Genomic DNA, 17,972 nt, shown 5'->3' with positions numbered 1-17,972 from the left:
ATGCCCAGAGAGACGATCAATTCCATTGAAAGAACACTGAAGGGGTGGCTATGCACCGATTCATCATTGGAAAGGGACTTCTAATCCAGAAGGACGGAGACCTGTTCGAATACGTTTCAAGATGTGACTCCACGCTCTATTTTCGAAGTCCCATCCACGATCAGGTGCTGGATATCACAGAGGCGAACTTCTGGGAGGCTGTTGCAACGGGTAGCATCACTGTAAAGAAGGCAGTCGCAACGGACAAGGAGCTGAGATTCGACGGAGGTCCAGCGAAAGACGCTTCGCTCTCTTTGGTTCATTTTAGTAAGAAGGTTCAGCGGAGTGTTCTCAGAAAGCTCGCCTACATTTTCGGGCTAAGAGAGCTTGGAATCTCACGCGGAAAGCTAACTCAAATAGCGGACGCTGCAAAAAGGATTGCCGGGACCATTGGAGATGCCAAGGTCCCTGGAACGTCGACGATTTCGGCTTGGATGAAGACGTTCGAGGATGCCGGCGATGAGCCTGTGTCTTTGGCACCGGAATCGGTTGCGCGGTCTCGGCATGCCACGGACGGTGTACACGAAGCGCTCGTGCAAGAAGCGATCACGGAGGGCTACTGCAAACTGCATCGTCCGACTATTAAGACGGCGTATGGCCGCTATCGAAAGTCTCTAGAGGTACATAACTCAAATGAGCTCACAAGGGGGGCTCCTGCCCGACGGCCCATCTCTAAGCGGACGTTCGAGCGAAGGATAAAGGATCGACCAGCTTACGACGTTCATGAGGCTAGATACGGAGCGGAATCCGCGCGCGCAAAATTCAAACACATCAAGTCCGTCGCGAACGCTTCAATGATCTTTGACTGTGCCGAGATTGATCATACCATCCTTAATTTGATGGTAATCGATGATCGATTGCTCGTTCCACTGGGCCGACCATGGATAACGGTAGTTCGAGATGTGAGATCGGGGGTAGTGCTCGGCTTCTACATAACGTTCAACGCGCCAAGTCTTCGGAGTCTTTTCGGGGCGATCAAGAATTCACTGCAACCGCACCCGGACGTCAGAGGGTGCTTCCCAGGGATACGAAACCCTTGGTCGACCTGGGGAAGCTGCGCGTCGTATCGCGTTGACCGAGGTGGAGACCTTCTGTCGGAGAGCGCGCGGATTGCCATGGTCGAACTGGGAGCGAGATATGTGTACGCTCCCGCTCGGCACCCATGGGCAAAAGGATCAATCGAACGGTTCTTCGGTACCCTGGAGCTAACACTTCTGGACGACCTCCCGGGGCGCACCTTCCGCAATTTCTGGGAGCGCGGCGAGTATGACCCAAGGCAGACAGCTGTCGTCCGGTTCAGCACGCTCATCTATTTGATGCACAAGTGGATCGCAGACTATGTCCACGTTCAGCCGCATTCGCGCAAGCTGCGTTCACCGCTTGACATTTGGAATGCAGAAATCGATTCAGTGGACCGGGTGGGGATAGCCGATACACATAAGCTGGACGCTGTATTCGGGCACCACAAAACGGCTCCACTGACCAGGAGGGGGATAGCCTTCGAATCATTGCAGTACGCGTCGGCCGAGACCGAGACGTTGTTCAATACCCACGGCAAAGGTCTTAAGGTGGACTACATCGTACCCCCCGAGGACATCGGGCATGTTCACCTCATACACCCCGAAAAGAAGGCATACGTGCGTATCCCGTGTACTCGGCTCGACTATGCGAACGGACTTAGCTTGTTCCAGCACAAGCTCCTCAAGAAATATGCACGTATGCGCAGCGCGGAAAGGTACGCGATCGCAGACTTCATCGAAGTGCATCATGAACTGCGCGAGGCGGTTTCGAAGGATATACAGCATTTGGATCGCATGGGAATACGCGACCTCACAACCCTCGCTCGTATGGCTGATATCAATAGCGCATCGGTCTACGAAGGAAAAGCAGCCACGATCCTTAGTTGCACAAATGTACCTTTGTTATCCAGTGGAGATTCTTTGCAGGATGCTCCGAATCACACTGGAGCGTCGCCGGATGCCCAGGACTCGGAGGATGCGCATTCGGTGCCGAGCTATAGCTGGAGTCGGGAATGACAACAGCCATCCTCAATTCTCGCCTGACCATTGGTGAGACTCCCTCCGATTTCGCTACACAGAGTCTCTTTGGGGGCGAGTCGTCGCAGAGAAGTGAGATCAGTGAACCAGATTGGCTGAACAACGCGGTGGCACTGGCAAGCTTAAATGGTCCATCCAAATCCGAGGTCGATGACGTCATGAGGCTCTGGATCGAAACGCAGACCGCCGCGCGGGCGATGAAGGCTATTGACTGTTTGATTGATCGTGCGAAGACCACCAAGCTGCCCGGTGGTATTCGTCTGTCAGGAGAAGGCGGAACGGGAAAGACGTTCATCCTGCATCGGATCCTCAAGAAGTATCGGGCCGTTGACAATGGATTTCAGCTCCACTGCCCGGTCATCTACATACGGCTGGAGAAGTCCCCCTCTCCAGCCTGGATCATTAGCGCGATATTGAAAGCAATCGGTGACACCCTGCCTCACAGAAGTAGCGACAGGCGCACCCCCGAGGAGCGCGTTGCTGAATCGCTTAGGCATTGCGGGGTGTTGCTCATCTTGGTCGATGAAGCGCAGAACCTATTCCCTGCTTCCGGGCCTCGACGGAACAGGGAGAGGCTCGCCGGTAATGTCGCGGAGACCGTCAAGATTCTGTATGACCTGAGCGGCGTAGCGATAGTGTGGACGGGCCTGCCAAGTTTTGATGCGGTGTTTCGAAACGATAGCCAACTTGGAACTCGCTGGCCCGGGGCCATTACCCTGCCGCAGTTCGACAATTCCAACGAGTGGATGGGGGTTCTTAAAGGGCTAAGTCAGGCAGTGGATGGGGTACTGGGGTATCGCTTCGATTTCGACCTATATTCGCCATCGATAGCTGCGCACATGCACAGAATGACGGGTGGGAACTTTCGTGTACTGAAGAATCTTCTCAGTGAAATGATCCGAATCGCATTGGTGGCTTCTAAGAAATCCGTAGGGATGGCCATACTGGAACAAGCGGTAGAGCAGTTGGCGCTCGTGCCACTGCCCACTTCTGCAGAGGTCAGGATCGAGCCGCTTACCAAGGCGAATGGAGCGAAGGCAAGAACACTGCCCGAGCTGATGAAACGCGCGAGGTGATCAAGGATGCAGCAACTGTTCTTTTCCGTCCCGCCACATCCCATGGAAAGCGTTCGAAGCTACATTCTCCGTGGTTCGGCAGCAAACAGGGTGCCTGCCTCGATTGTCACGAGAGAGGTATTTGGGAACACGGCTAGCTTCCCAATTCGAGACGCTGCATCTCTGGCCGTGAAGTTTCGTAGTGCAGCATTGGAGGTGGCTTCCCTGGACGGGTATTGGCGTGCCGGGCGCACCAGACGCGGCGAACTTCGTCTCAGCGGAAGTTGGATCGATCAGCAGGTAGTCATGCCTCGTACGCGGTGCTCTTTGTGCCCAGCTTGCCTTGCTGAGGCCGCTATTCTTCGGTACGAGTGGGAGCTGAGTTTAGTGCCGGCGTGCCGCCGGCATGGCGTTGTGTTGATGGATACCTGCCCAAACTGTCGGCGACCCATCGGTGCGTCAAGACGTTCGATTGCGAGCTGTTTGTGCGGCACGGATTTCCGTAGGGTCCCTTCTCATCAGGCACCCACCGCGTCAAGGACAGTGGCGGCGCTAGTCGGAACCAGTGGAGATGTCGGTCCTCTTCCGAACTTGGATTGCCTTAGTGCCGCTACGTTGCGCCTGTTGCGTACGGATCGCGCGGCATCCATCCGAACCATCAAATTCCTTGCATTGGTCCCTCTGGATCCCTCGGCGGATCTAAGGTGCAGGCAGGGGCTCACCCACTTCGGGGTGCTTGAAAGCGCGAGGCTCGCTGAGAGGGTGGAACGTTTGCTTAACTCCTGGCCGGAGGGGTTCATGGCGCAACTAGAACACGCAGCTTCTAGTAGAGCAACGTCATCCAAGCTCGATGCGGCTCGATTGTTGAGGGTTGTTCGGGACTCAGCTAGCGCTGCGACAGAGCAATCCGATCCACTCGGATTGCTCGATCTGTTTCACTACTGCGCCCGGCGTATTACTCGGAACCTCAAGCTTGACGGAGCTGTTCGAGGGTACTCGAAGCAGCTTGAATTGGATCTCAACTGAACTGCACCTGTCGAGGGACCGAAAAATGGAATTTTCGCATACGCTTTCGGAAAGCGACCCTCTGGATACCACACGAACGCGCCAAAGAAGCCTGGTTCACCTTCGTCGCCGTCACGGGTATGAAATAGTAGACCTGAGAAGAATGCCGCGTCTGCATGGCGGGCCGGTTCCGAATCTAGGTGAATCGATTAGTAGCTGGCTGTATCGTGCGAGCGGATGCTTCTGCGTACATCCCTCGGACCTTGTGCGGGCCATTGGCTACGACGGACCTAGCTCGGCACTTGATTTCGGGTGGGACAGAGATGTGGTGTCGGCTCGGCTGGCGGTACTCCTGCAGACCGAGCCGGCTCGTGTCTTACCGCTTAGCTACCCTGAGCATTCGCATCTAAACAACCAGCTCTATGTCTTCCTCACATTCCAGTTTCATCGCGCTCACCCAGTGTTCAGGTGGTGCCCCCACTGCTTACTGGAGGATGAGATGCCGTACTTCCGATACGGATGGCGCTTTGAGTTCAGTCTCTACTGTGAGAAGCACGCTGTTTGGCTCAAAGACCGATGCTCACATTGCGGAGCGCTGATCGATCTATCGCTATCAGGTACGAAAAGCCATCGGCGATCTATACCAAAGCCAATCACGATGTGTATGACGTGCGATGCCGATCTTCGCGAACAGCAAAGCAGGGAGATCGATGCCCGAGATTTGGAGACTGCACGAGCGCTGAACTCAGCGATCGCAAGTCGCATTGTCAGTTCGACCTTTGGTCCAGAGCATCTGCGCACAAGAAACTCCTTACCGGTGTTGCATGGCTACCTATACCCTATGGTAAAAGTAACAAAGTCGATAAGGCCACGTATGCTGGGGCTTCGCTACGACATCATATTCGGCAGGAGATGGGAAGCGATTCGAGACGTCGAGCTGTTCGATGGCCAGCGAGAATTCAGCATCTAGAGACCGTCAATTGGTCTTGTCCGATGAAGATAGAAATCGAGCTACGCAAAACGACACTGGTCGTTGATTTGCCGGAGAGTATATTGTTCGAGTTGGTTTTCCGAGAGATTCCCGGCAAGGAGGGATACTTTGTTGGCCGTCAAGGCAATGGCGGCGGAAGGGTTAGCTCGGCGGTCCTGCGCCTCGATGCTGAAATGGTGGCTGACTATGCAATGACTGGGAGACGGTGTCGTGTTGTCGGTCCGTTGCGCCTTGACGGAAATAGATCCTATGTCTGATCACGATAGTGTGAATTGCATGGGATAGGAGAGACTCCTGACTTGAGCTATCTGCTCACTACGCCTTAGCGAGCAAGCCATATGTTTGAACTGGAGGGTATCAAGATGTTAAAGGTAACAATTGAGCTAGTGCCGAACGGCGATGAAGAGCGAACACTGGTGCTAGGAGAGTTGACGATATCGAACACAGGCCACCCCACAGTGAATGCCGGTAACTACGAAGCGGTACTGACCGAGTATCACTGGGGCAGAACCGACCAAGACAGCAGCAGGTTTCGCACGGCGGCGTCGATACATGGCCTGGAACAGGATATCCTTCGGCCGGCACAGCTTGTCGGCGCGGCGCTCAGTCTATTGGTGCCATTGAAACGGACGATGCACAGTTTCCCCGATCCGTATGGAGTGGTTCATAGCCGAGAGGAGCTATAACGTCGATGTAACCACCGAGGGAAGCGCTGGAGCGCTATTCGCACTGAGATGATCCTGTTCCTTGACTACGATGGTGTGCTTCATCCTGATGCTGCTTACTATGTGCAGCGCAGGAAGGGCTCCTATATTGAGCTTCGCGCCGAGGGTGCGCTGTTCATGTGGATGCCGATTCTGGAGGGAATCCTGGGCCCATACAGCGATGTGAAGATTGTGCTATCGACTTCCTGGGTCCGAGAGCTTGGCTTCTCGAAGGCAAAAGGATTTTTGTCGCCATGGCTGCAAAGCCGAGTCATTGGGGGCACTTGGCACTCAAAGATGGCACAGCACAAGGAAGGCTCGCACAGTGTTCCTGATCGGTGGAGCGAATTGACGCGGTATCAGCAGATCGCAAACTACATTCATACGAAGAAACCTACGGATCCTTGGGTTGCAATCGACGACAACATCGTGGGGTGGGATCCAAGCGTTGCGCATCGACTTGTTCCGACAGATGGGGACACTGGCCTCTCTGATCTGGCCGCCCAAAAGTTGCTGCGGCAACTTTTGGAAGCTATGGATCGCGGCGAGCCTGACCTTGGTATGGATCGTTTGCAATGAAGCTCTACGTCGACTGCGAGTTCAGCAACTCTATTGCTTGCGAACTGATCAGCATCGCGCTGGCTGACGAGGATGTGGGAGGGGTGATCCCCCATCCTCTACGAACGATCTGTGTGCTCTCAATGAGCTTGTGAGGGTATGTTGTGAACGATCGATGGTAGATGGCCATCATCCTTCCAGATTTGACTCGGAACTTTTGACGCAAGATCGTAGAGAAAGCCGGAAAGTCCTCCTCGGTCTGTGCGGTTCAGAATGAGGCCCGCATGAAGGCAAGTGTCGTGTGCCTGAAACAGTTTCGTAATAGCCGCACCGAACGAGGTGACGCTGACACGACTCGTCTATATAAAAACATCTTGGATTCCATCCAGCACTTCGCTTGATTGGAAACAGGCTCGGTGCCTTGTTACCTTACTGAGACCCGCCATTTGGCGGGTCTTCTGCTTTGTGCGGGCGAAAACTTGCAGCCGTTTGATCCATCACTTGACGGCGTGCCTCTGCGTAAACCGGCGCCGACTGTGTGCTGGCGACGGGCCGACTTTTCCGCTGTGCCGTGCCATGATCAGTGCGACCGTCGGGCGCTTTGATCGGGGGTACCTGCGGCGTTACTTCTTGACAATCCGTCGCAGCAGTGGGGTGTCGGTGAAGCTAGTGCGCGCCAGTTGTTGCCCTTCTTCGGGTGTCTGGGTAAAGCCACGGAAGGGCTTGAGCTGGTTGGCGTGCAGCACCATTTTGCCGCTAACGGTCAACGCCTTGGCTGTCGGTGTTGCCGCCACGGCGGTCTGCTCGGCGCCTTTGGCCGCGACCCGACGGCCCAACTTGGCGGTCGACGTGGTCGTGTCCTCGCGCGCCGCTCCTGAGCGCGGTCCTTTCGCGAGGGGGGCGATGCTGCGCTTCTTGAATTCGGTCATTCGCGGTGCTCCGGCCTGAAGCCATGCTTTCCAGATAGTCTCACAGCACGCGCCATGACACGCGGTTCGCCTGCAGGGCAAAGGCCGTCGTGCGGCTCTGTCCGCTGACGTCCTGCCACCACTGTGGATCGAGCCTCACAGTGTCCTGCTGTCACGTCCCACAGTTAGTGTGCTTTGTCTCACAGTAATGGGTCAGAATCTCAAAGTTAGTGGGTAAAAGGCGATCAAACTGTTGACGGGCAACTGCGCAGACGGCCGTTTTGCCGGGCAGCGGCTTACCCTGGACCTTGGCCATACGGATGTGGGTGCCAGAACGCGGTGTCCACGGATCGTGTAGACAGCCGGATTGACGTTGCACGTCGTCTTGCACATAGATGCCGCGCCAAGGCAAGATGTCAACATGCATAGTTCGCCCCACTATCCTTCGGTACCGCCCTTCGCCGCGGCTAGTCTCACTGAGCAGTTGCGCCGGCGCGCAGATGCCATCCTGTGGGTTCGGACCCAGATGGCGAAGTTCTCGCTGACGTTCGATGACCTGGTTGCCGGCGGCTGCTTTCCAGGCCCCGCCGCGCGGGCGCCGAAGTCGGCCGCCCGCTATCGGAGTGCGGATGGACAGAGCTGGGATGGGGAGGGTGCGCTGCCCGACTGGTTGCAACGGGCGGTCAACGCAGGGCAGTCGATGGAGCATTTCCGGCTCGGATAACGGGGATCATACGGTGGCGGTGACCGGCGCCTGCCGGCCACGACGCGACATTGAGCCATGCCGCCCGGACAACCGCTTTTGGCTCGTGAGCAGTCAACGGCGAATTCTTCGGTCGCTCTAGGCAGATCTTCATGGTGCAGCAGGATAGAGGTGGCGTGCGCATTAGGGCGGTCCGGACATGAACCGTCCACGCACGTGGCTGCACCATGCACTCCTCAGCGATAAAACACCCGCAGGCCATCGCTGACGGATTTACTGGGGATGCCGATGGGCGCCAGACGTGGTGTCGGTTTGCCATGCTCAGGCGTCAGGATTTTATCCAGGTCACCATCCGGTGCTGGAGTTGTTGCGCGGCTTGCTCGACTTCAGCAACCAGGCGCGCTCCAACGCGCGGGTGGAACCGCTTGACCTTATGAGCCTGGCCCCGAATGCTCGGCAGAAGGGCTCTCAACTCTTCCAGTCCATCCCCCGATTCGACGCGCTTGCAGTAGTTGTGAACCAGTGCCCGGACTCGCGAACGTTCCTCGGGCGTGAGCGATGCCTTGATGTTGCCGACAAGCTTGAGCACTTTGATCTGCTCTCCGGCATCCATGACCTGATGCTTGCCCGGATGGATCTGGAGCCCTTTGCTGGCCAGCGTCCGGGTCACTGTCCTGACCACCCAATCGACCCGGGAGGTCCCCAGAGGCTCCAGGCTGGAAAGAGTGATGTCGTCGACGTGGCGCGAATATCGAGACACACCCATGGCCGTCAGCCTGTTAATCAATGCGGGTTCGACGTCCCACAGAGCCAGGTTCGCCAAGTAACCGCTGGTGGGAGCGCCCTGCTCCAAGTGACCATCTCTCGTGGTCAGGGCTGCCAGCAGATCGGCCACTTCATCCGAGAATCCGAAAAGGCCGGACCAGATGTTTCGCACGACCTCAAGGCCGACACTCGGATAGAACTTGGAAATGTCCTCCGTGATGACTGTCTTAGCCCCGGCGTGAATCTTGACACTGTCCGTATAGTCCTTCCCCGGCACGCCGCCCGTCAAGTAGGGGGGGTAGACGACTTTGCGAAGGAAGTGTTCATTGATTCGTTGGAGCACTGACTTCAGCGGCTTGCGCGTATCGTACAGAACACGGAGCGTTCCATCGGCCTTTGGCATGGTCGTCGCCACGAAATACAGGCTCGAAGCGCGCAGGGCCAGTCGTTGGAGGTCGCGCGGGCCCATGCCCAGGGGGTGCCGCAATGCTTCGATGGATCGCACTCGCCGTCGCAGATACTTGGCCTCGTTCATTTCTGACGGATCAGATTGAGTGCTAGTTCGGCAAACCGCTGGCCAATATCCTTGTCCATCCTGCTGAGCTCATTCTCGTCAGATGCGAGGAAGATGATGACCGGCAGGGGCACCTCGAGCGATTCGGCCAGTTTGCTCACTAGTGCCAACGTCGGTTCGCGCTTGTCGTTCTCCAAGCGTGACAGGTAAGACGTGGAGATGCCTGCGCGCTCAGCAAGGGTCTCCAGCGATAGATCCTTCGCTGAACGACAGAGCCTGAGAGCTTTTCCAATGTTCATGACAGCAATACAAAAGTGTGGGCCTTGTGTGCATTGCATCCATTTACTTCCACAGCGTCATCACATTGGTGACCACGCTGAGCAGTGAGGCCATCAGCCGCAATGCTTCTGACGCCAATTGCTGCCGGCTGGCAGCGTCCGCTCGATCAGCCTGCCTTTTGAGCTGCGCGATCTTGTCCTTCATGGTTGCTCGCACTTCGGTGTTGAGCTGACTGCAGGTCAGATCAAAGAGCTCGTCGAGTTCCTGGATCTGTTTCTTAAAGGATTCCATACGTTCTCCCATTCAGGCACATGCCCGCCGCCCAGAAGCAATGACCGGAAAGGAGTCGCTCAACACCTCAAGACCCACCACCGACAGAAACACGATTTAGCCGCCCCTTTTCGCATGCCCAGACAACCGGTGCGTACCCGGCGCTCTGAAGAGCTCAAGGTCGCTACCCGCTGTCGCGCGACGCGGAAGGTTCGTCACTTCGCCGCGTGGTCACGGTCCCCCGTCCCACACGTAAGCCAGATGTTGGTCCATCCAGCGCTGGCTTGCGCCAGCGAAAAACGGTCCGATCCCAGACGATTTGGAGAATTCCTTAAAGAGCACACGAGCGGAACGCTCGCCCTGAAAGCATTAGATCACAGCGCCCGAAAATTGGCAAATAATTTGCCAATTGGGCAAAATAAGAGAGGCAAGCACCCACCGCATCGATGGCCGATCAGAACCTGTGACGAATGGTCCGTGATTCGGGCGACGCGCAGTAGAGGGTTGCAAGCGAGCTTGCTTGACCGGCGGCCTGCCAGAGGCTCCCCCGCCGCCGGCAACACGCTAAGTCGGCCTCGCCAGCGGCTGCGGGAACGCTAGCCTCGTGCGCGAATGCGGGCTTGCTCCCGCTGTTGAACACGTTGGCGTACCTGCACATAGAGGTTGGCCTCGAGGTTCTCAAGGTCCCGGAACGTCACGGCGAGCGCGTAAGGCTCGGGTACTTCGGGGTGCAAGTACCAAATCTCATCCTTGCGCGTGACGACAATGAACAAGCGTCGTGTCCCAGACGCCTTGAAGGTCCACGTGGCGCACTGCAGCGTTCCCTTGGATCGAGCGGTAGCGGTGACGGTGACACGCGTAGAAGCTTCCTGAAGCTTGCGCGCCGCCTCGACGCGGTTACTGTTGAACCAGCCGGTCACCTGTTCAAGGTTGTCCGCTTCTACCATATTGAAACTCAGTTTGACGGCTCGATATCCGATGCGCGTTGTCTTGACGTCCGGGCAGTAGGCGAGCGCCACGGAAACCTCCCGTGTCCGTCTGCGCCCATGCCAGAAATCATCCGGCAGCAGCAGTTCGTAAAAGTGATGGTGATCCGTTGCGATGGCGTCTTCGCCGAGCAGCGTGACGGCGCCGTCCGCGGACTCGAAAAGATGTCGCGAATCGATTCGCCCGTAGCCACACAACGCCAGTTTGGCTGCGTCGTTCTCGCCCAGCAGTGTATCTGCCTCTCCAGGCATGCGTGAGTGCGCACCGAGCACCGCACGGATGGTGTTGGCCGAGGCATGCGGCAAATATCGTAGTACTGTAGCCGCCAGGTTAGCGACCTGGGGGGCCGCAAAGCTCGTTCCGGGCGCATCGTCGAAGAGTCGCCCTTCCGCAAAACGGCTAGACGTGGAGATGACCCCCAACCGCTGGGTCGTCCGCCGGCGTCGCAAATGATGGTGAGCCATGTTGCCCCCATAGGCGACGAATTCCGGCTTGATGGCGCCCGCGATACTCGGGCCGACGCGCGTGAACGGACTGGGCTGGTTGCGACGTGCCAGCGGACTGGTTTCCAGTCGCTCGGGATAGCGCTGTGCGTCATGGTCCTGCTCGAACTCAGCCAATCCCCCAACGGTAATGGCATTGACCGCCGTGGCAGGGTCCAGCAACCGATAGGCAGCCTGCATCAAATAGCCGGGATAGTCTTCCAGCGCGTCATCGGGAAGGTCATGGTCGAGCAGATTCCCTGTCGGCACAACGAAAAGAACGTCTAGGTCGCGAGACAACCGGTCCAGCGTATAGGCGAGTCCTCGGATGTGCCGGCCGTCATAGATCTTGTTTCGATCTCCATACGCCAGGCAAAAGACCTTGCACCGGTATGTCTCGTGGAAATAGCGCACCGCCTCATCGACCGCCTTTTCGACAAAGCGCGTTTGGTCCCGGCCATCATTGCCGAATACCTTGCCGGCAAAGAGGCGCAACGTCGGCTGAAATCCGTCGCGCATGCACTCCGTTATGCTGCCATAGAGAGCAAGGCCCGCGACCCGCGTCCCATGCCCGTCAGTGTCCACGGTAGCCTCCCCACGTTCGACAAAGTTGGCTGTGTCGCCAACGGCAGGACCGAGCAAGGGATGCGCTGCCGCGAGGCCCGTATCCAGCACGCAAATGCCCGGGGCGCCCTCCGGAACAGGCTGCACGGCGGGCAGTTCGTTGACGTCGACCTGGAATACATCTATGCCAAAACCAAACTGCGCCGGCAGATCGACAAGCCGAACATCTCGATAGTTCAGCAAGGCAGTAAGCTGCTGCGCCGACACGCGCAATTTGAACATCAGCAAACTCGGCTGATTCAGCCGATCCAGGATCGGCATCCGTTGCAGTGTCAGGAAGGCCTCGAATGCAACGAGCATGGCAACTCGCTCGCGACTCGAATCTAGCGGCCACAATTCGACGTCGACAATGGACTCGTGGGGCTCGGAAAGCCCCAGTTGGACCAAAGCGGTTCCCATCCGATCCTCCGCGCGCCAGGAATCGAACCCGCGAATGGCTAGCAACAGATCCCCGCGCGTCACGGTGCCATCCCTGGCTAGCGTGCTAAGACGCTGGTCGACGAGCGCCAGCGCCGCCTCGGAGCTGAACAGTAGCGCCACGTCGCGACCTTCCTGGCTGACCACCGTCAAGCCGGGAATCGCCTCTAAATCCTCCGGACGAAACCCTTCGACCACGTTGATCCTGAGGAGCCGCCGTTCGTCGAAGCCGGGCTCGGGCTCCTCAGTCGCCGCCACAACCCTGGCGAGACTTGCCTGCAATGCCCGCCCATGCTGCCGCGTGTCTGCAGGCTTCGGGAAGCCCGGGAACCGAGGTTTTTTTCGTCGATTTACCGGCTCATCACGTATTACGCGCAAATGCTCATAAGGCATGCAGACCTCCGCGGCGGACCATTAAGCCCGATCCGCGCTAGGATGCGTAAAAAATTCACTTTGCGCAACTTTTACCAGTATTGACACGCCTATTCTCTCGACTGAGCGCGTGCTCCAGATGATCCAGTTCGAGAAACTCTCGCCCTTGCAACACCATGTCCTTGATGGCACGACGCAGAACGCGCTCGATGTCAGCATGCGACATCCGCCGGAACCGCGACACAATCGCAGTGTCTGCAGGCTCAAAGTTACGCCGCACTCCCCGCAATTTGCTCTGCAGCAGGCGACGAACCTGTGCCACGTCAGGGTGCGAGAATTTGACTGTCTCGTCAAAACGACGCCAGATCGCCGAATCGAGCAGGCCATCATGGTTGGTGGCGGCGATCAACAGGCTCTTGCCCCGGTATTCATCGATCATTTGCAGCACGGCATTGACCACGCGCCGCAATTCTCCATGTTCGCCTCCATCGGAGCGCTCCTTGGCGAGGGCGTCGAACTCGTCGAAAAGCGCCACGACCGGTTGGGCGGCCAAGAAATCGAACACCTTGCGCAGGTTCGCTGCTGTCTCCCCCAGGTAGGACGAGATGACCGCATCAAGCCGCACAATCGCTAAGGGTAGGTTCAACTCCATCGCGACGACTTCCGCCGCCAACGTCTTACCGCAGCCTGGAGGACCATAGAACAGCAGCTTCCTCGCCGGCTCAAGTCCGTAAGTCTGAAGAGCATCCTGCCGATTATGTTCCAGCAGGATCTGGTCAAGTGCCTCGCGGATGTCTGACGACACGACGAGATCCCCAAGTTCGCGCGTAGGCTGCCTTACCGTAATGAGATCTACGCCGCGATCCTTGTCGGCCGGCACACTCTTCGAGAATTGCACAACCGAGAGCGAGGCAGTCGGACCGGGACGGCCGTACAACACCTTCTCCAGGTCGTTGGCCAGCAGGTGGTGCTGTTTCCCCCGCTCCTCGGCAATGACGGCTTCGGAGGCGCGACGGAATGCGTCCTGGTCACCTTCGACCCCGGCTCGCACAAGCTGTCGCAACAATTTTCCGTTTGCCATGGTTTGTCGATCCGCACTGCGGATGGTATGTATATTTATACAGTATATGAACGTTGGGCCGGCCCGCCAATGCCCGCGGCGCGATACCTTACCACCTTTCCTGAAACGATAAATCGTTCGCACTTCGAACTTTCTCGGCGGTCGCACGAAACTTCCCGCGGCATGGGGCGATCCCGTCCACTCCCAATGACGGACTAGGACGCGCCGATGTCATTCTCGGGAATGCGGAAGCTGCCAGCCAGTGTCGCGGCGCTTACGATGGCTTGTTCTAGACTCCCGGTACAAGTTCTGGGTACGAGAACCTCTACTGACGAGGGGCGTCGACCCAGCGGGCGAGTGCTGGGAAAGTGGTATCCGACGTTGGTCGGTTTCGGTTAGCCGACCCAATTGAGCAAGTGACCTCGCAATCGAGGCGCGGCCATCGTTGCATTGGGCTGAACGACGGCTCCTCAGGTCTGACCGGTCGTTCTAGCTCACCGCACTGAATGTCTCAGGAGGGTCGGATACGGCCGTCGACTAACCGACTGAGAAGTATCCGAGAGGTCATCTCGTAGGGGGGGGCATCTTGCTGATACCCATGAACAGTGAGACAGGTGGGCGCATCCACCCACCATCTTTGGGAATCTGGCTCATTTGGTCTGAGACACGGTGCCGTAGTGCATTGATTTAATGGGCTTCTGATGCCCAACAACTGTGAGATGGGACACCTGCACAGTTCGGCACGTGTGCAGGTTGGGGGGATCAGCCAGTTCCTCTGAAGCGACCGATGCATTGAAAGTGATGTTTTGTGCCTCTTGTTGGCGGTGGCGTCATTTGCCGTAACTCTGATTGATATTGACGCCTTGTGCACATAAGGCTCTGAAGCCAATCGCTTTAAGGGCTTGATTTCTTGGTGTTCCTTATCTCGTGACAAATGGCGCGCGACATGAGGAGCGTGACGCATGCGGACAGGGCGGGATTCACCCGCGCTGCGATATCCGGCAGGAGGGGGGGGCGGGGCTGGCTCCCGGGGAGGGCGCGGGATCGTCGGGACGTCCCTGGCTGCGGCAATGCAAAAAACCCCTTGACTATCTATCTATCAGTAGATACCATGTGTTCATGGATCGCTGCTTCCCCTCCGCCACCGGCGGCAGGAAAGAAAAAGAGGATCCAGCGCGACATCGGGGATTTCCCCGTTTTTTCAGGACCGGTTCTCTATCTACAAGTAGATGCAAGTGGATACCTAACCGGCCCGGCACCAAGCGCCGCGCCGCAGACCAACCGGATCCCGATCGCGTGGATTCTTGCTAGACAAGGAGAGCATCATGAGCACCAACAAGACCTTCACCAAGACCCTGATCACCGCCGCCGTGCTGGCTGCCGCCGTGCTGGGCGGCCAGGCCTACGCCTCGGGCCCGAAGGACAGCGGCATCTCGGGCGACCGCTACGGCTACGTGTTCCGCGGCAATGACGCGCGCAGCGTCTACACGGACGGGGCCAAGGTCGGCAAGTTCGACCCGTACACCGACGGTGCCCGCATCGTGGCGGGCCTGGACCGCAGCGGCGTGTCGTCGGAACCGGCTCGTAAGTTCGATCCGTACACGGATGGTGCCAAGGTCGGCAAGTTCGACCCGTACACCGATGGTGCCCGCATCGTGGCGGGCCTGGACCGCAGCGGCGTGTCGTCGGAACCGGCCCGCAAGTTCGACCCGTACACGGATGGTGCCAAGGTCGGCAAGTTCGACCCGTACACCGATGGTGCCCGCATCGTGGCAGGCCTGGACCGCAGCGGCGTGTCGTCGGAACCGGCCCGCAAGTTCGACCCGTACACGGATGGTGCCAAGGTCGGTAAGTTCGACCCGTACACCGACGGCGCGCTGGCCTGATGTGGATGGCGGGGTGGTGGCGGCCCGTGACCGGAGCCGCCCCGCGTTAGCAGGTGAGTGGAGAAGCGATCATGAGACTGCGGGATAGCGTTCTGATCCTGGCCGGCTGGGTGTTCCTGTGCCTGGCCAGCGGCTCGCTGGTGACCCTGGCAGCGCAAGTGCTGCCGGCATGAGCGAGAGCAGGCGAGGATCTGGCCAGAGCGTTGCAGCAACCAGCCTGAAGTGCCGTCGCGACGCGGAGGATCACGCCATGAAAACCCAATCTGTAAGAGAACAACTGCTCGAGCACACGCTGGTGCTGATCCGCCGCCGCGGCGTGAACGGTTTCAGCTATCGAGACCTGGCCGAACTGGTCGGGGTCAAGACCTCGAGCATCCACTATTACTTTCCCTCCAAGGACGACCTGGTGCTGGAGGCGGTCACGGAATACAGCGCACGGGTGATGGAGCGCCTGCGCGAGCTGGATCGTCTGCCTACCGCGCAGGACCAGGCGCGCGCCTACCTGCAGAATCTCCGGGCTGCCGCCTGCCATGGTGACCAGATCTGCCTGGTCGGGATGCTGTCGACGGAGGTCCTGAGCCTGTCTCCGGCGACCCAGGCGGTGGTGCGCGATTTCTTCCGCCTGCATGAGGAAAGGCTGGCGCAAATGCTGGAGCAGGCTGTGCGTGAACATGCGCGGCCGTTGCCGGCCGCGCCGCATGAACTGGCCCAGGTGATCTACGCTGCGCTGCAGAACGCGCTGGTGTCGAATCGCCTGTTCGGCTCGGCTGAACGCCTGGATGCGGTCGGTCAATTGTTGATGGACTACGTGTCTGCGCCGATGGCGCGCGCCGCCTGACTTCTCTGCGTGGCGCCGCATTTCCAAGGGCCGGTCGATCTCGACCGGCCTTTTTGCATGCCTGCCGGACTCGCCCGCATGCTGCACGCATCTTGAAAAATGCTCTCGAAGTGGCAGACTGCCGGGGCAACACCCGAGCGTTGCTTCGATGTGGCGCCGGGTTCCTGCATCATTCAATCCCAGAGGAGATGGCATGTCGTATGAAAACATCCTGGTCGAGACGCGTGGCCGCGTAGGCCTGGTCACCCTGAACCGGCCCAAGGCGCTCAACGCGCTCAACGATGCGCTGATGGACGAGCTCGGCGCGGCGCTGAGCGCCTTCGATGCCGATGAAGGGGTCGGCTGCATCGTCATCACCGGTAGTGAGCGCGCCTTTGCTGCGGGGGCCGATATCGGCATGATGGCCCAGTACACCTATATGGATGTGTACAAGGGCGAGTACATCACGCGCAATTGGGAAACCATCCGCCGCATCCGCAAGCCCGTGATCGCGGCCGTGGCCGGCTATGCGCTGGGCGGCGGCTGCGAGCTGGCGATGATGTGCGACATCATCATCGCGGCGGATACCGCACGGTTCGGCCAACCCGAAGTCAAGCTCGGCACCATGCCCGGTGCGGGCGGCACCCAGCGCCTGCCGCGTGCCGTTTCCAAGGCCAAGGCCATGGACCTGTGCCTGAGCGCCCGCATGATGGATGCGGCCGAGGCCGAGCGCGCCGGCCTGGTGTCGCGCGTGGTTGCTGCCGACAAACTGCTTGACGAAGCGATCGGCGCTGCTGAGGCCATCGCCAGCTATTCGCTTCCGGTGGTCATGATGATCAAGGAGTCGATCAACACCGCCTATGAAACCACCCTCGCCGAGGGCGTGCATTTCGAGCGGCGCGTCTTTCACTCCACTTTCGCCACGGAAGACCAGAAGGAAGGTATGGCAGCCTTCCTGGAAAAGCGCAGCCCGAACTTCAAGCATCGCTAAAACTTGATAGGGGAATACCCGAGATCATCACTCGGGTATTCCTTTCCAATCCTCGCCGGAGAAATATTTTTCAATGGATTCAATGGCTTGGCTGTTTCCTCGAGAGGGGCTGCCATGACTTCATGACAAATGTGTTGCCAAGCTGCGGGATCCGGCCTACTATTCGCCCCCTCGCAACACGAAGCGCAGCGGCAAAGCCAGCAGCGACGCGGGTTGCGGGGTTGGCAGGATGGTGGGTGGTGCTGCAAAGCGCGACCGACCGAAGCGAAAAAGATGCTTCGAACCTGTTGACGAAACGCAGAAAGTTGTTCATAATCTCGTTTCTCTGCTGCTGACAACGCAGCGACGCGGTAAGCAAAGCAAATCGCGTGAGTTCTTTAACAAACAAACAGCCGATAAGTGTGGGCGCTTGATGCGGGAAGCGGAAGACCTCGGTCTTCTAGCTTACAAGTTATCAGTGCTCGCACAGTAAACATGTTTGGTTTCGT

Annotated in this window: 17 protein-coding genes; 11 read left to right on the top strand and 6 right to left on the bottom strand. The window is 58.2% G+C overall.

Annotation, left to right across the window (positions count from 1 at the left end):
• Positions 1-50 precede the first annotated feature (50 nt).
• The 7 genes from BKK81_RS34395 to BKK81_RS35465 all read left to right on the top strand — a co-directional run bounded on the left by BKK81_RS34395 (position 51) and on the right by BKK81_RS35465 (position 6,564).
• The gene (locus tag BKK81_RS34395; protein ID WP_083384159.1) at positions 51-2,075 is read left to right on the top strand and encodes a DDE-type integrase/transposase/recombinase; all 2,025 of its coding nucleotides are present in this window, start codon (positions 51-53) and stop codon (positions 2,073-2,075) included.
• Positions 2,072-3,172 (top strand): TniB family NTP-binding protein, encoded by a 1,101-nt coding sequence (locus BKK81_RS34390; RefSeq protein WP_083384158.1) that lies wholly within the window; start codon positions 2,072-2,074, stop codon positions 3,170-3,172. Before BKK81_RS34395 ends, BKK81_RS34390 begins: the two co-directional genes overlap by 4 nt.
• Before the next feature lie 6 nt (positions 3,173-3,178).
• Positions 3,179-4,177, top strand: a complete 999-nt coding sequence (locus BKK81_RS37035; protein ID WP_083384157.1) for a TniQ family protein — start codon at positions 3,179-3,181, stop codon at positions 4,175-4,177.
• A 25-nt stretch (positions 4,178-4,202) separates the two neighbouring features.
• Positions 4,203-5,126 (top strand): TniQ family protein, encoded by a 924-nt coding sequence (locus BKK81_RS37030; protein WP_083384156.1) that lies wholly within the window; start codon positions 4,203-4,205, stop codon positions 5,124-5,126.
• 359 nt (positions 5,127-5,485) lie between these two features.
• Positions 5,486-5,833: a hypothetical protein gene (locus BKK81_RS35470; protein WP_156811318.1), complete on the top strand. Its 348-nt coding sequence runs from the start codon at positions 5,486-5,488 to the stop codon at positions 5,831-5,833.
• Between the two features lie 48 nt (positions 5,834-5,881).
• Positions 5,882-6,430, top strand: coding sequence for an HAD domain-containing protein (locus BKK81_RS17795; RefSeq protein WP_071015655.1), 549 nt, complete (start codon positions 5,882-5,884; stop codon positions 6,428-6,430).
• Positions 6,427-6,564: a hypothetical protein gene (locus tag BKK81_RS35465; RefSeq protein WP_156811316.1), complete on the top strand. Its 138-nt coding sequence runs from the start codon at positions 6,427-6,429 to the stop codon at positions 6,562-6,564. The genes BKK81_RS17795 and BKK81_RS35465 overlap by 4 nt, the downstream gene beginning before the upstream one ends.
• Before the next feature lie 468 nt (positions 6,565-7,032).
• Here BKK81_RS35465 and BKK81_RS17790 read toward each other — a convergent pair whose 3' ends face one another.
• A complete protein-coding gene (locus BKK81_RS17790; protein WP_071015654.1) occupies positions 7,033-7,338 on the bottom strand; it encodes a hypothetical protein in 306 nt (101 codons plus the stop codon).
• A 505-nt stretch (positions 7,339-7,843) separates the two neighbouring features.
• Between BKK81_RS17790 and BKK81_RS17785 the strand changes: the two genes are divergently transcribed.
• Complete coding sequence (locus BKK81_RS17785) at positions 7,844-8,041, top strand: H-NS family nucleoid-associated regulatory protein (RefSeq protein ID WP_231907941.1); 198 nt, start codon at positions 7,844-7,846, stop codon at positions 8,039-8,041.
• Positions 8,042-8,348: 307 nt separating this feature from the next.
• On the opposite strand, the gene BKK81_RS17780 is transcribed toward BKK81_RS17785, so the two are convergent.
• From BKK81_RS17780 to BKK81_RS17765, 5 genes are all read right to left on the bottom strand, one after another.
• The gene (locus BKK81_RS17780; protein ID WP_071015652.1) at positions 8,349-9,320 is read right to left on the bottom strand and encodes a reverse transcriptase family protein; all 972 of its coding nucleotides are present in this window, start codon (positions 9,318-9,320) and stop codon (positions 8,349-8,351) included.
• Positions 9,317-9,598 carry a helix-turn-helix domain-containing protein gene (locus BKK81_RS34375; RefSeq protein ID WP_197523933.1) on the bottom strand — a complete coding sequence of 94 codons (282 nt, stop codon included), beginning with the start codon at positions 9,596-9,598 and terminating at the stop codon, positions 9,317-9,319. Before BKK81_RS34375 ends, BKK81_RS17780 begins: the two co-directional genes overlap by 4 nt.
• A 43-nt stretch (positions 9,599-9,641) precedes the next feature.
• Positions 9,642-9,869, bottom strand: a complete 228-nt coding sequence (locus tag BKK81_RS17775) for a hypothetical protein (RefSeq protein ID WP_071015650.1) — start codon at positions 9,867-9,869, stop codon at positions 9,642-9,644.
• Between the two features lie 575 nt (positions 9,870-10,444).
• Complete coding sequence (locus BKK81_RS17770; protein ID WP_083384153.1) at positions 10,445-12,751, bottom strand: S8 family peptidase; 2,307 nt, start codon at positions 12,749-12,751, stop codon at positions 10,445-10,447.
• A gap of 55 nt (positions 12,752-12,806) precedes the next feature.
• Positions 12,807-13,811, bottom strand: a complete 1,005-nt coding sequence (locus tag BKK81_RS17765; RefSeq protein ID WP_071015646.1) for an AAA family ATPase — start codon at positions 13,809-13,811, stop codon at positions 12,807-12,809.
• Positions 13,812-15,115: 1,304 nt separating this feature from the next.
• On the opposite strand from BKK81_RS17765, the gene BKK81_RS17760 reads away from it, so the two are divergent.
• The 3 genes from BKK81_RS17760 to BKK81_RS17750 all read left to right on the top strand — a co-directional run bounded on the left by BKK81_RS17760 (position 15,116) and on the right by BKK81_RS17750 (position 17,484).
• On the top strand, positions 15,116-15,676 hold the full coding sequence (locus tag BKK81_RS17760; protein ID WP_071015644.1) for a copper resistance protein CopQ: 561 nt from the start codon (positions 15,116-15,118) through the stop codon (positions 15,674-15,676).
• A 250-nt stretch (positions 15,677-15,926) separates the two neighbouring features.
• Entirely contained in the window at positions 15,927-16,514 is a 588-nt protein-coding gene (locus BKK81_RS17755; protein ID WP_071015642.1) for a TetR/AcrR family transcriptional regulator, read from the top strand.
• 193 nt (positions 16,515-16,707) lie between these two features.
• Positions 16,708-17,484 carry an enoyl-CoA hydratase gene (locus tag BKK81_RS17750; protein ID WP_071015640.1) on the top strand — a complete coding sequence of 259 codons (777 nt, stop codon included), beginning with the start codon at positions 16,708-16,710 and terminating at the stop codon, positions 17,482-17,484.
• Positions 17,485-17,972: the final 488 nt, after the last annotated feature.

This window comes from Cupriavidus sp. USMAHM13 (assembly GCF_001854285.1).
GTDB classification, from domain to species: Bacteria; Pseudomonadota; Gammaproteobacteria; order Burkholderiales; family Burkholderiaceae; genus Cupriavidus; species Cupriavidus malaysiensis.
This window is presented reverse-complemented; position numbering and strand designations above follow the sequence as displayed.